General features: G+C 65.0%; 15 protein-coding genes and 3 tRNA genes. 4 read left to right on the top strand and 14 right to left on the bottom strand.

The genetic code is table 11. The features are described 5' to 3' along the window. A partial coding sequence (locus ACWPN8_RS28740; protein ID WP_492243220.1) for a hypothetical protein occupies positions 1–676 on the bottom strand: 676 nt, incomplete at its 3' end. 154 nt (positions 677–830) lie between these two features. Between ACWPN8_RS28740 and ACWPN8_RS28735 the strand changes: the two genes are divergently transcribed. Beyond that, positions 831–1055: a hypothetical protein gene (locus tag ACWPN8_RS28735; protein ID WP_395459872.1), complete on the top strand. Its 225-nt coding sequence runs from the start codon at positions 831–833 to the stop codon at positions 1053–1055. A 1221-nt stretch (positions 1056–2276) separates the two neighbouring features. Here the strand turns inward: ACWPN8_RS28735 and ACWPN8_RS28730 are convergent. From ACWPN8_RS28730 to ACWPN8_RS28690, 9 genes are all read right to left on the bottom strand, one after another. Beyond that, positions 2277–2636 carry a hypothetical protein gene (locus ACWPN8_RS28730; protein WP_492243219.1) on the bottom strand — a complete coding sequence of 120 codons (360 nt, stop codon included), beginning with the start codon at positions 2634–2636 and terminating at the stop codon, positions 2277–2279. Continuing rightward, a complete protein-coding gene (locus ACWPN8_RS28725; RefSeq protein ID WP_395459874.1) occupies positions 2636–2968 on the bottom strand; it encodes a hypothetical protein in 333 nt (110 codons plus the stop codon). The genes ACWPN8_RS28730 and ACWPN8_RS28725 overlap by 1 nt, the downstream gene beginning before the upstream one ends. A gap of 24 nt (positions 2969–2992) precedes the next feature. Then, positions 2993–4249, bottom strand: a complete 1257-nt coding sequence (locus ACWPN8_RS28720; protein ID WP_492243218.1) for a type II toxin-antitoxin system HipA family toxin — start codon at positions 4247–4249, stop codon at positions 2993–2995. Continuing rightward, positions 4246–4539, bottom strand: coding sequence for a helix-turn-helix domain-containing protein (locus ACWPN8_RS28715; RefSeq protein WP_395459876.1), 294 nt, complete (start codon positions 4537–4539; stop codon positions 4246–4248). Before ACWPN8_RS28715 ends, ACWPN8_RS28720 begins: the two co-directional genes overlap by 4 nt. A 193-nt stretch (positions 4540–4732) precedes the next feature. Then, complete coding sequence (locus tag ACWPN8_RS28710; RefSeq protein ID WP_492243217.1) at positions 4733–5692, bottom strand: tyrosine-type recombinase/integrase; 960 nt, start codon at positions 5690–5692, stop codon at positions 4733–4735. Then, complete coding sequence (locus ACWPN8_RS28705; RefSeq protein WP_395459878.1) at positions 5689–6447, bottom strand: TIGR02391 family protein; 759 nt, start codon at positions 6445–6447, stop codon at positions 5689–5691. Before ACWPN8_RS28705 ends, ACWPN8_RS28710 begins: the two co-directional genes overlap by 4 nt. An 87-nt stretch (positions 6448–6534) precedes the next feature. Then, complete coding sequence (locus ACWPN8_RS28700) at positions 6535–6939, bottom strand: hypothetical protein (protein WP_492243216.1); 405 nt, start codon at positions 6937–6939, stop codon at positions 6535–6537. 4 nt (positions 6940–6943) lie between these two features. Beyond that, positions 6944–7348 (bottom strand): hypothetical protein, encoded by a 405-nt coding sequence (locus tag ACWPN8_RS28695; RefSeq protein ID WP_492243215.1) that lies wholly within the window; start codon positions 7346–7348, stop codon positions 6944–6946. Between the two features lie 166 nt (positions 7349–7514). Beyond that, entirely contained in the window at positions 7515–8276 is a 762-nt protein-coding gene (locus tag ACWPN8_RS28690; protein ID WP_492243214.1) for a hypothetical protein, read from the bottom strand. 212 nt (positions 8277–8488) lie between these two features. Here ACWPN8_RS28690 and ACWPN8_RS28685 point away from each other — a divergent pair, with 212 nt between their 5' ends. Genes ACWPN8_RS28685 through ACWPN8_RS28675 form a run of 3 tightly spaced genes read left to right on the top strand, consistent with a single transcriptional unit; the run spans position 8489 to position 10466 of the window. Continuing rightward, positions 8489–9358 carry a hypothetical protein gene (locus ACWPN8_RS28685; protein ID WP_492243213.1) on the top strand — a complete coding sequence of 290 codons (870 nt, stop codon included), beginning with the start codon at positions 8489–8491 and terminating at the stop codon, positions 9356–9358. 20 nt (positions 9359–9378) lie between these two features. Next, positions 9379–9666, top strand: a complete 288-nt coding sequence (locus ACWPN8_RS28680) for a hypothetical protein (RefSeq protein WP_492243212.1) — start codon at positions 9379–9381, stop codon at positions 9664–9666. A gap of 8 nt (positions 9667–9674) precedes the next feature. After that, the gene (locus tag ACWPN8_RS28675; protein WP_492243211.1) at positions 9675–10466 is read left to right on the top strand and encodes a hypothetical protein; all 792 of its coding nucleotides are present in this window, start codon (positions 9675–9677) and stop codon (positions 10464–10466) included. A gap of 81 nt (positions 10467–10547) precedes the next feature. On the opposite strand, the gene ACWPN8_RS28670 is transcribed toward ACWPN8_RS28675, so the two are convergent. From ACWPN8_RS28670 to ACWPN8_RS28655, 4 genes are all read right to left on the bottom strand, one after another. Further along, positions 10548–11102 (bottom strand): hypothetical protein, encoded by a 555-nt coding sequence (locus ACWPN8_RS28670; RefSeq protein WP_492243210.1) that lies wholly within the window; start codon positions 11100–11102, stop codon positions 10548–10550. A gap of 125 nt (positions 11103–11227) precedes the next feature. Continuing rightward, a tRNA-Ile gene (locus tag ACWPN8_RS28665) sits at positions 11228–11303 on the bottom strand. A gap of 8 nt (positions 11304–11311) precedes the next feature. After that, positions 11312–11396, bottom strand: a tRNA-Leu gene (locus ACWPN8_RS28660). 2 nt (positions 11397–11398) lie between these two features. Continuing rightward, positions 11399–11475, bottom strand: a tRNA-Pro gene (locus ACWPN8_RS28655). Positions 11476–11523 lie beyond the last annotated feature (48 nt).

The following is an 11523-nucleotide window of genomic DNA, read 5'->3' as shown; positions in this document are numbered from 1 at the left end:
AGCGTTTCCGGTCAGCCTCCTGCTTCGCCTCCCAGACCGCGAGCGCCTGGAGCTCGGCCGGGGTGGCGGTGTGCGCGACCTTGTCGGCGACTTCCATGAGTTCGACGGTGACCGTCTCCCCCTCCACCTCGAAACGGGCGGAGCCCTCCCGGGCGTCAAGGACGACGCCACGGCTGGCGGCGGCGCGCGCGAGCTCATCCAGCACCACGCCCACCCGTCCCACCGAGACTGGACGGGCCGTGACCCGGATGACGCCGGCGCCGCGGACGCTCACCAAGCCCTGGGCGTCCGGCTTGGCCTTTGCCAACTTGGCGAGAGTGGCGTCGACCAGCCGGTCGCGCGGCGCCGGAACGGAAACCGTCGCGGGATCCGTCCCTGCCCTCACCGCCTCGCGTGCCGCGGCGGCGGCCGGACTGACAGCCAATCCCAGCCCCGGGTGGATAAGGATGCGGTCGCCACCGGTCCCATCGGACGGCCGCGGCGGCAGCGGGATCACACGCACCGGCTTGTTGTGGGCTTTCTTCATCCAATGGCCGCAGGGCGGGGTCGGCACCTCATGCTTTTTGCAGAGCGTCTGGAGCGCCGTGCTCGACAGCCCGAACTCGGCCGCGAGTTTGGTCATCGGCCGCTCCCAGACCAGGGCATGGAGTTCGGCGCGCGTCAGGACGGTCGTCATCGGGAAATCCTCCCCCCTCCGCAGCGCGTCCTCCCGGATGCCGACGGTCCCTCCTCGCGAAGCGCCTCCTGGCCTCCCCTTCGAGGCTGGACAGGGCGCATCGCGCGGTGTTTGGCTGATAGGCTCTGCGTGAACAGGTCGGAGGAAGGCGGTGATGAGTGTGACCCTGCGGTTCCGCGAGGAGGGGCCTGCGTTCGAACGCGCGAAGGCCGTAGCGGACGAGCTCGGGCTGTCGATCGAGGATTATCTGCTGGCGTGCGTTGCAGAAGGGCACAAGGTCCTGCGGGCCCGCGCTCCGTCAACCTGGCTGGACCGCGAGGAACCGGCCTTCGTCCGACGCGGCCTGCCGCCATCCATTGCTCTGGCTGTGATGGATTGAACAGGACGGAAAACGTTTGTTGCCTCGCCGGCTGCCGTTCCGCGACGGCCCCGGCCGTGTGATGGTCGACCCTTTGGTCGCCTGAAGCCGACACGGAGCGCGGGATGGAAAAAGGACGGTCCATCGCAGTCTCCGGTCCTGACTGCCGGCATGAGCGGCGCTGAAAAGCGCTGTGCGCGCGTCAACAGGGTTTCAGCACGCCGCCACCCGCCCGACCGGGTCACACCGAACGATGCTTACGGTCGGCAAGCGTGCCTACTTCCTCGCAGGGCGGTTCGAGGGAGGATCAGGATAACGGAAAATCTCCAGCTCAGCACCCCTGGTCAGCGCTCCTCGAAGCAGGGGTGTCCTCACGCCAGAACTGCAGCTGTTCGGGCAGCGCCGCCCGCCAGTCCAGGACCGCCTGTGCAGCTTGCGCCATGGCAGCGGGCACGGGGTCGGTGGCCTCGTCGACGGCTTCGGCTCTTGCCTGCCATCTCGCATGGCATGCGGACCATTCTGCCGTCGACGACCAGCTGCTTGGGGTCAGGATGCAGAGATAACGATTTGGCTGCGGGAGCGGATTCGGCAGGGATGGCGGGTGCTGTACCAGGATCGACTCCGCCACAGAGGCGGCCGGCTCACCCCGTGGGGTGAGGCAAGCCCGTTGATGACGCTTGAGTGCCGGATCGTTCACGCGTCCCTCTCCTTATTAGCCCTTACCATTGATGCGGCGCGCGCAAAGGCGCGCGTCTCCGCATGGGATGGCCGGCTAGCTTTCGCCAGATACCGGACGTTTGCCCGAGAGCAGCCCGAAGGGCGGCTGCTTCGCCGGGCCGGTCACCGAAGGTGTTAACGCGGCCGTCACTGCCCGCACCCCAGACGCCAATTGGATAAGCTCCAACCTCCTCTGCGACCCAGCCGGCGAGGTCTCGGTCCAGCCCATACTGGACGGACCCGCGGGCTTGAAGGCCGGGGTCGATGAAGGGGGCGGTTTCGTCGTCATGGAGGCATCCCTCGCGAAGGTTGAGGCGAAAAGCTTCGTAATAAGAAACGGCCCTGACTGCTGGCATGGGCGGCGCTGGAAAGCGCTGTGCACGCGTCAACAAGGTTTCAGCACGCCGTCCCCCGCCCGACCGGGTCACGCCGAAAGCGCTTACGGCTGGCGAGCGTGCCGACGTCCTCGCAGAACGGTTCGAGGAAGGTCAGGATAACGGAAAATCTCCAGCTCGGCCCCCTTGGTCAGCGTATCCCCGGTTCGCACTTGTCCTCACGCCAGAAATGCAGGTGCTCCGGCAACGCCGCCCGCCAGGTCAGGACCTCCTGAGCCGCGTCGAGGCAGTCTTGCGCCCTCGGATTGTTCGGGTGTCTGGCCACGAGCTGCTCGCAGCTCGCGCGGTAAACAAGCCAATCCTCCGTCGGTGCTTCACGCCCAGGATTGTCCAGCAACCACGGGACCGGCCCCGTCACCGGCTTGGTCGGCGTTCCCGGCGGATGCTGTGCGTAGACCGAGTCCAGCATCGAAGATGCCGGCATCCCCTGCATGTTGAGCAAACGCCGCTGCATCCGAAGCGATAGCGTTGAGGCGTTGGTATTCATCATCAGTCCTCACGCCAGAAATGCAGATGCTCAGGCAGCGCCGCCCGCCAGGTCAGGACCTTCTCGGCCGCCTCCAGATAGGCCGCCGCCAGCGGATTGCCCGGGTTGCGCTCCACCAGCCTGGCGCAGGTCTCGCGGTAGGAAAGCCAGCGGGAGGTCGGCGCGTCCCGGGTCGGGTCGGTGATCAGCCATTTCACTTGGCCCGGCCCCCCCGTCGGAGTGCCCGACGGATGCTGCGCGTACAGGGATTCCTCCGGCGTCGAAGCCAGCACGCCCTCGATCGTCAGGAAGCGCCGCTGCACCCGCGACGGTGGATTGGACAAGGTGATGTTCATCGTCCCTCTCAGTGTCGTCGTTGATCAGGGCTTTCTGCCGGCCCGCCGCGGCGCGATCACGGCGCCGATCCGGCTGCGTGAGGTCCGCCCCACCCCACTATCCTCGGCAAAGTCACGCCAGCGGTCCACCGCGCCGCGTATCTGGTCGATGATGCCAGTGACATCGGCCGGCGGAATGGAGAACTCCGCCGCCATCGCCCGCAGCTGCCGCTCACCGGGATCCCGCCCTTCGCCCAGGATGGCGGTCGAATGCTCGCCCCCGGGTCCGTCCGCATAGGTGAGGTCGTAGGCCGGCGCCAAGGACCAGCTGCCCGTCCGGTCCATCAGATAGGCGAACTGGCGGCCGTGATCATCCCGATTGTGGGCGAACACGTTGAAGGCGGCGCGCCGGAACATCTCGACCACCGGCCGGTGATCCTTGGTGAGCTGGAAGGTGAGGATCATCAGCGTCTTGTAGTCCAGGCTCGGCTGCCGGAAGTCGGCATGGAGGTGGCCACAGGCGGAGTGAAGGTGGAGCCGGCCAGCCGGACCGACACGGTCGAACCGCTGCGCTGCGAAGTAGGCCGGCGACTTCGGGCTTCCGCTCGGCAGCAGACAGGTGGGCGGCAGGGTCAAACCGGCGGCGCGCGCCATCCCGGCATAGGCCTGCTCGATCGGACCGATGTCCGCCGGGTCGTCCCTGCCGCGGAACTTCACCAGCCAGTGCGACCAGCCCTCCGGCGCCACCAGGGCGCCGTGGATCAGAGTGCCGCTCTGATCGTCGCGGCAAACCACCGCCTTCGGCCGGGCGCCGCCGGGCGAGCCGCCCACCCGCAGCAAGGTGGGGAAGAGCGCCTCGGGCGCCCCTTTGAGGACTTGGCGGCTCTGCGCGGCGATCTGGTCGAGATCGATGGCGCCGGTGTCCACGGGCTCCTCGGTCTCCGGCCGGTAGACCAGGGCGCCCATCGCCCATTCTCCCATGCAGGCCAGCATGTCGAGGGGCGTCAGCGACAGGGGATTGATCTTGCTGGCGGCGGCCCGGCGATAAATCAGCAACCGCCCCCACCCGTCGGGCAGGCTGTCGTCGAACACGCCGTGGAGGCCGGAGAACGGCGCGTCCGGCCCTTGCAGAACGCCTGGCCGCGGGGTCCGCAGAAACCAGGACAGCACCCGCCCGGAGGCGAGGAAAGCATCGTCGAACTCGACATAGGTTTTCCCGTCGCGGCTGGCGAGGCGGCCGACGGGCTCCTCGTCGCCGTCCCCCCAGCGCAGCGACACCGCCAGAACACCGACATGCTTCATGTAGCCACCGTCCGGCGCTTGCCCCGCTGGCGCTTTGGCCGGTCGATCACCTCATCGAGGCTGCGGAACTCCGGTTCCGGGAACAGCGCGCCGAACGCCTCGATCGCGTCGAGCACCACGGCGACGCGGATCAGCGCATCGAACGCCAGCTTGCCGCTGGCCTCGAACCGCCGCAGCGTCCAGATGTTCACCCCGCTGCGGTCGGCGACCTCCTGCTGGGTGAGTCCAAGGGCGACCCGCCGGGCACGGGCACGCGCGGCCACGCTCCGCGCCACATCCCCCGGGGCCATGAGGCTGAGTGGGATCATCAGACAAGTTATCTCGGATACTCCGCCATAAGTTGGATTATGGTCCAACTTATGTCTAGAAACAAGGCAGCCTCCGCTCAAACGTACCTGTGGCGATGCGTGCCAACCGCACATCCTGAAGGGGCCGCCATGCCGACCTCGGACCAGTCCGGCCAGCATCCCCCAGATCTGCCCCTCAGATCCGGATGCGCTCGACCTCGTCCAAGCTGACCCGGTCGCCGCGGCGGTCGTAGAGCTGGGTGGTGCGAGTGGAGGCGTGGTTGGCCATGGCGGCGGCGGTCTCCAGCGTACCGCCGTTGGCCAAGTAGGCGGTGATGCCGGTGGCGCGGAAGCTGTGGCAGCCGAGTGGCGTGGCGATGCCGACGGCGGCGGCCCGGCGGCGCACCATGGCGTGGGCACTCGCCTGCGGCAGCGGACGCTCGGACAGCCGGCCGGTGCCGCGACCGATCGTCCGGAACAGCGGCCCTTTGGGATCGTCCCCCAACCCGCTGCCGTCCAGGTAGGCCACCAGATAGTCCTCCAAGACATGGTGGCAGGGCAGAGCGTGCGCCTTGCCGCCCTTCTCGCGCAGCCGCACCCACAGCCGGCGGCTCTGGGGATAGACGTCCTCCACCCGCATTGCCAGGGCGGCGCCGACGCGGGCGAAGCTGTAGACCATCAGTCCGATCAGCGCCCGGTCGCGCAGGCCGATCACGGTCCTCCCATCGATGCTGCCGAGCAGCGCCCGGGCTTCGGCCGGATCCAGCACCGGGGTTTTCCCCACCCGCACGACATGCCGCGGCCCGCGCACCGAGGCGGCTGGGTTTACCGCCACCACCTGCCCGATCACCAGCCAGTCAAACAGATGCCGCACCGCCGCCAAGCGCTGCTTGGCCGTCGGGGCCGTGTGGCTGCGCGTCAGCCCCTCGATCCAGGTGGCGACGTGCAACGGCTGCACCGCGGTGAGCGACGGCACCCCGGCAGCCTCGCACCAGGCTAAGAACTCACCGGCGGCCCGCACATAGGCCCGCCGGGTGTGGGGGTTGCGGATCTCGGCCGCGAAGAATTCGAGAAACCGTATCGCCGCCCGATCGCCAGCGGCCATCACCAACGACGGCAGCACCTCGGGAGAAGAGAGCGCGAGCAGCGCGGTCATGCCCGTGCCGCCCGCCGGGCGTCGACGATCCGCAGGAGGTGGTTGGCCAGCAGCACGATCTCGATCGCTTCGGCTGGGTCCTCGAGCGCAACGTCCCGATGGGAATGAGGGTTCTTGTAGGATCCCATTGCGCCGGAGAACAACTCCATGCGCGCAACCTGCTCACCCTCATCGACCGAGGTGTCGGTCAGCGGTCCCGTCTTAACGGCAAAGGCGGCCCGCATGAGCTTCTGCCCCACGAGACCATCCGGCATGCTTGTCGCTTCGCGGACGGACACCTCGACCGCCTTCATGGCTTGGAAGACCGCGACGTCATACTCGCCCCGTATGAAGGCCGACCAGACGGTCTGAGCAATTGCAGTGTGCAACGTCTCGCGCGGTAGTCGGCGGGCGGCAGCAAAAGCCTTGAGGTCGGCTTCACTTTCGAATTTTCGAGCTCGTCGGCTTAGATGCTTGTAGCCTGCCTGTCCTTCAACTGGATCCGGGATGATCAGGCCCTGCGCCTCAAGCCAGCTCCACGACTCAAAGAGTGCAATGGTGACCTCATACCTGCGTTCATCGCTATACCCAGGGCGCTCGTCTGGAGTCCGTCCCCAGAGCCGGGCGATTTCAGAGCTCGGACTGAATCCCCCTAGATGCTCTCGGGCTCCCTTCTTCCGGTCACGCATAAGAAGCAGCAGTTTCGCTCCCAGCTCCTCAGGTTCAAGAGCGAGCAGGACATCGGCGTCCGGAATATAGTCAGGCAACTCCCACATTAGGCAAACCCCTGATTTGGACGGCAGTCCGCTCGCCGGTGGCGACCAGATCCGGAGGAATTGGTGAGCAAGTCAGTGCAGGATGGTTCATAACCTGGCTGCCCGATCGAACCGCCGCAGCAACAGGACAGCTGTGATCAACACAGTGTGCAGCCGGAAGGTGCTGTCATCCTCGTCCGAAAGACCGGGGTGAGCACCCTGTGGGTGCAGGCGCTTCACAAGCCCGTTGATGAAGCCTTTCCCATCATTGTCCCACTCGTTCAGAGGAAGGCTTAAAAATCCCAAAGCAGCCAGCTTTCCCCGGCGGGCTTGGCCACTGCCGAGAGTGCTTGCACTTGGGTCGAGCTTGACGGCGAGTTCGTCGAGCAATGCATCGAAGAAGGTGCGGAGTTGTCCATTTGCCGACGCCCATTTGCCGCGCGTGTGCGCGTCGAATGCCTGCTCAAGATGCCCTTTGGCTGTTGTAAGCCCGTGTTGATCCAAGAGACGCATCAGTTCAGAACTCGGTCTCTGGAACTCCAAGATCAGCGGGCAGGGTTCTCCTAAGCCCCCCATCTGCGATGACGAAGCCATTCTGTTCCAGAATGCGTTTGAAAACCTCCATGGCTGGAGTGAGTCGAGGCGACGAGGACCATGGATGTGCTGGTCGATTTGGAACGAGAGATGCCGCTTTCTCGACAATTACTGTTTTCAGCGGTTCTCCATCGACAGTGTGCGTGGGATGATTATCAACAAAAAGCTTTAAATCATTCATACGCTTCGTTGAACTCACGCCCTCGCCACGCACATGCGTATAGACCGAAGGTCCAAGCTCCATCATGAAGGAGCTAATTTGCGCTTGATTGAGGCCATCAATGACATCAATTGCGGCTAGTACAGTCCGTCGAGAAAACTCTGCCATAATCACCTCTTCTTAATTAATAGAATTTTGATCCTTAGCTAGGTGCGTGTGCGTCAGCACCTCGACCCGCGCGATAATGTGCAGCAGTTTTACGGTATCGAGTGCTGATACGCCGACGTTAGCCATGGTCGGATGACCATGGTTGCTGTGATGTGCGCAAGTCGTCTCACCCACCACTTCCGCGCGCCACAAAGCGGCGGAGCGCTGCTTTGTCCTCTGGTGCCAGCACGACACCTGCAGTGGGATAGTCTGGCTGAATGACCTTCCGGACCCTTCCATTGGGGAACAGGTGCAGAAGAGCGCGGAACGCCGGATTAAACCGCCGCTTGGTCCAGCCGGTCTTCGCGTGAAGAGTTGAGGCGTTGCCCGTGTCCTCGGCGAGCATGATGCGGGCGACCTCCATAGCGTCGGCGGCGGTGTTCCATCCCATGAGTTGAGGGTCGACTTGCTCATAGAAGAAGGGGGTCAGGTTTGCGTGCCAGTTTCCTCCCAGAAAGCGCTGCATACGCAACAAGCCAAGGGCCTCAAGCTCATAGGACGCGTCGGCGACGGCTTGCTTATCCAAGCCGGGAAGCAACGCGCACAGGTCCGTCAGGTCATACCGTTTCTGACCAAGCCCGTCCGGACAGGCACGAGCGAGCGCCGCAATAAGCTGAGCCGCGGCGCCGCTGACTGTTTGTTTTGGCGCCAGCAGCTTCTCGTGTTGGTCGAGGCGCTCGGAATGCTCGTTCGTCCGGTCGGAGATGGCTTCCTGCCAAGCCTCCCTGTCCTGCTCCGCCTTCGGGGGATGCGTCGTACGGTAGAGGCCGGTAAGCACGTTGCCCCCCGGCACGAGCTCAACCACTGCTTCTGTGATGGTGCGTCCGATCTCCCGCTTCGGGTCGGCGGCGGGGGGCCTAATCGGCTTCCGTTCATCCTGGTCGCTCATTGTCCCTCTCACCTCCATTCGGCAAGTCATTAACATGTGATAAAGGACATTATCACATATAAGGAGGGGGAGGAGCAGGAGCTTGGCTGCAGCTGGCGGTACGATCGCCTCGGAGAATATGATAAGTACGCAGTAGGATCGCATTTTCCTGTTGCGGCGCTCGTTGCCGGGGACTATGTTGACCATGCAGCACGATCGCATGGTGAGACGCAATGGCCCCCACTCCTCAAGTTCCCTTCCTCGCCACCGAACTCCTGGATGAACTCCGCACCATCCTGCTGTTCACCGCCGATTTCCTGGCCATGACGCGCAGCGCCGAAGCGGCAGCCGCCTTCATCGGCTTCGACTCTGAGCAGTACCATTCCGAAAGTCCCAGCCGTGTGGCTCTGGACTCCTTCCGCATCGCGCCCACGATGACGGTCATCTACGATTATGCTTTTCAGGTTGGCGAAGCCCACCGCTTCAGTGAAGCCCACCTGCAGGATGCTCTTGTCTTCATTGACGGTGTTCCCCGTGTTGGTGGACAGGGAGCCGATGGGGGCATGACTCATCCCTACATGGGGGAGGATGGTTTGTGTCGTCGCGCCGTAACGACCGCCAATGCCCGTTGGAAGCTGGAGAGAATATTTAATTTTGATCTCTCAGTTCGTGAGTTGGCGCTCCTCGCTGGTATGACTGAAGGCGCAGTCCGCAACGCGCTTGCTGCCGCCGGTATCAAAGCCAAGGGAAGCCGGACCTACGTCAGCAATACCTTTGCCCGGGAGTGGCTAGCGGGCCGCCGGAGCTTCGTTCCGACCACCTGTTGGGAATATACCCCCGACGCCGCCCACCTGGACATCGGCACCGCCCGGACTGTCTCTGATCTCAGCATTGCTCTTTCCCGGCGAGCCGAGCAGAAGGGCTTGTCCGTAATTGCTCTGTCCACTGCCTCCACCGTGGTTCCGGAACGGACCGCCGCTTGGCTCGATGGCACCCCCGATTTGGACGTTGCGACTGCCGTGGCTCTGGCCACCGCCCTTGACCTAGATCCGGCACTGGTCGCCGGCCGCACAGTCGAACTGCTTCTGCGCCAATCCTCCTGATCTCCCAAGAGGCCCGTATCATGCTTGAGGTCCACGACTTCACCCGCCATGCGCGGGAGCGCGCCACTGCGCGCGCGTTTCCGCCGCTGGTGGCCGAACTCATCCTCGACTATGGCGAGTCCCGCGACGCCGGTGATGGCGCCCGCACCTACGCCCTGACCCGCGCCAGCATGCGCACCCTGCGCCACCGCGCCGGCCTAACCCTCGTCAAGGCACTGGAGCCCTATCGCAGCCGCAACGCCTACGTCATCGCCGCCGCCGGCCGGGTCATCACCTGCGCCTACGCCCCCAAGCCTCTGTTCCGTTAGGAGCTGTCATGGATACCCCCCTGTTCGCCCGCTTCGCCTCCCTCCTCCGCGACCTCAGCGACGACGCGCTCGAGGCGGAGATCCGACAGCCGCAGCGTCTGCTCCTCGACAGCCGTCTCCAGGGCGGCAAGCGCATTGACGTCGCCTACGCCCCGTTCGAGCATGTCACCCCAGGCGCCCGGATCGTTCTGGTTGGGTTGACGCCAGGGCGTCAGCAGATGGGCAATGCCCTACGCGAAGCCCGTCGCGCCCTCCGCCAGGGCCTGAGTGCCCCCGAGGCCCTCGCCGCCGCCAAGGTCTTTGCCAGCTTTTCCGGCCCGATGCGTTCCAACCTGGTCGCTCTACTCGACGGCATTGGGGTTCATCGTCTGCTCGGGCTCGCCTCCACCGCTTCCTTGTGGGGCGCGGACGCTGGTCTGGTCCACTTCACCTCGGCGCTGCGCAACCCGGTGTTCGTCGACGGCGCCAACTACAGCGGGGTGCCGTCGATGCTGACCACGCCCCTCCTGCGCGAGCAGCTGCAGGCTGGCTTGGCCGCTGAGCTGGCGGCTCTGCCTGGGGCTCTGGTGGTGCCGCTCGGGCCCAAGGTGGCCGAGGCGGTGGAGGCCCTCGCCCGCCAGGGCGTGCTCGATCCTGCCTGCGTCCTCGCCGGCCTGCCCCACCCGAGCGGTGCCAACGCCGAGCGCATTGCCTTCTTCCTCGGTCGCAAGCCGCGGGCAGCGTTGTCAGCCAAAGTGGATGCCGACAAGCTCCTTCGGACCCGCACAACCCTCACCGCCCAGGTGGCCGCGCTTGGCTGAACCATCCCAGGACGAACTGGCTTGATGCGGAACGCCGGACCAGCATCATGCTGCTGGTCCTCCGGCTTCAAAGTTACGACGTCATAGATCGTTGCGTATGACAGGGGCCGCTGATCGGGCGGGATGGGCAGCGCACACGAGCTTCGCCAAGTCCAATTCGCCCTCTGCGCCCCAGCCGGCCGTGCCAGCCTTCACCTCCGGCCGGAACGCCTGCCGGGCGAGGTCCGCTGCTGGGAAGGAATGGGCCAGCCCTGTCATGGCTTGGCGCACCTCCTCCAACTCCTCTCCGAACTTGCTGACCAAGTACCGCTCTACGCTCGGCGGCGTGATCGGTTTGCCCTGGCGCACAGCACGCAGGCCGTCTTTGGTGTGAACGGCAGGGATCGATCGCCCCATGAGGTCGATGTGGATCTCCTCGCCCGGCTGGAGTGCCTTTCGCCGATCGCCCACCGTCTCTGGTGTCGGCTCATAGATCCTCAGCCGGACGCCTTTGGCCTGCGCCGTGAGACCCGACAGAGCCTTGCCCAGAGTGAGGGCCTCATCGCGGTCCAGGCCCAACCGTTCCGCCACCGCGGCGGCCCACAGCGTCAGCACCGGCGCCCGGTTGATCATGATCTTGCGGTGCGAGGACGGCATTGTCTCACTCTGCTGTTGATCCCCTCCCCTGAACGGGGCCTCAGACCAGTAGTTCCTCTGAGGAGGGGGTCAGACCGGACCGAAGCGGCCAGCAGGAGGCAGGGAAACCTGTGTGGCCAGCTGCGTGGTGGACCCGGCAGGATTTGACCCCGCAACCAGACCATTATGAGCGGCCAGCTCTAACCGTTGAGCTACAGGTTCGTTGAGGATGGTGCGTCTGGAGGGACTTGAACCCCCATGACTTGCGTCACTGAACCCTAAATCCAGCGTGTCTCCCAAGTCCACCACAGGCGCCGTGGTCGGAGCGGCCGAATTCGAACCGGCGCCCCTCTGCTCCCAAAGCAGATGCTCTACCAGACTGAGCTACGCTCCGTCACAGGGTGCCGGGTGAACCATCCCAGGGCAAACTGGATACTCAATG

The organism is Azospirillum sp. UENF 112521, assembly GCF_058780665.1.
The sequence above is the reverse complement of the archived record's forward strand: the minus strand, read 5'-3'. Positions and strand labels throughout refer to the sequence as shown.

Bases quoted from the DNA above. Each gene is read 5' to 3' on its own strand.
- ACWPN8_RS28735 (WP_395459872.1), top strand. From the start codon at position 831: ATGAGTGTGACCCTGCGGTTCCGCGAGGAGGGGCCTGCGTTCGAACGC.
- ACWPN8_RS28730 (WP_492243219.1), bottom strand. From the start codon at position 2,636: ATGATGAATACCAACGCCTCAACGCTATCGCTTCGGATGCAGCGGCGT.
- ACWPN8_RS28725 (WP_395459874.1), bottom strand. From the start codon at position 2,968: ATGAACATCACCTTGTCCAATCCACCGTCGCGGGTGCAGCGGCGCTTC.
- ACWPN8_RS28720 (WP_492243218.1), bottom strand. From the start codon at position 4,249: ATGAAGCATGTCGGTGTTCTGGCGGTGTCGCTGCGCTGGGGGGACGGC.
- ACWPN8_RS28715 (WP_395459876.1), bottom strand. From the start codon at position 4,539: ATGGCCCCGGGGGATGTGGCGCGGAGCGTGGCCGCGCGTGCCCGTGCC.
- ACWPN8_RS28710 (WP_492243217.1), bottom strand. From the start codon at position 5,692: ATGACCGCGCTGCTCGCGCTCTCTTCTCCCGAGGTGCTGCCGTCGTTG.
- ACWPN8_RS28705 (WP_395459878.1), bottom strand. From the start codon at position 6,447: ATGTGGGAGTTGCCTGACTATATTCCGGACGCCGATGTCCTGCTCGCT.
- ACWPN8_RS28700 (WP_492243216.1), bottom strand. From the start codon at position 6,939: ATGCGTCTCTTGGATCAACACGGGCTTACAACAGCCAAAGGGCATCTT.
- ACWPN8_RS28695 (WP_492243215.1), bottom strand. From the start codon at position 7,348: ATGGCAGAGTTTTCTCGACGGACTGTACTAGCCGCAATTGATGTCATT.
- ACWPN8_RS28690 (WP_492243214.1), bottom strand. From the start codon at position 8,276: ATGAGCGACCAGGATGAACGGAAGCCGATTAGGCCCCCCGCCGCCGAC.
- ACWPN8_RS28685 (WP_492243213.1), top strand. From the start codon at position 8,489: ATGGCCCCCACTCCTCAAGTTCCCTTCCTCGCCACCGAACTCCTGGAT.
- ACWPN8_RS28680 (WP_492243212.1), top strand. From the start codon at position 9,379: ATGCTTGAGGTCCACGACTTCACCCGCCATGCGCGGGAGCGCGCCACT.
- ACWPN8_RS28675 (WP_492243211.1), top strand. From the start codon at position 9,675: ATGGATACCCCCCTGTTCGCCCGCTTCGCCTCCCTCCTCCGCGACCTC.
- ACWPN8_RS28670 (WP_492243210.1), bottom strand. From the start codon at position 11,102: ATGCCGTCCTCGCACCGCAAGATCATGATCAACCGGGCGCCGGTGCTG.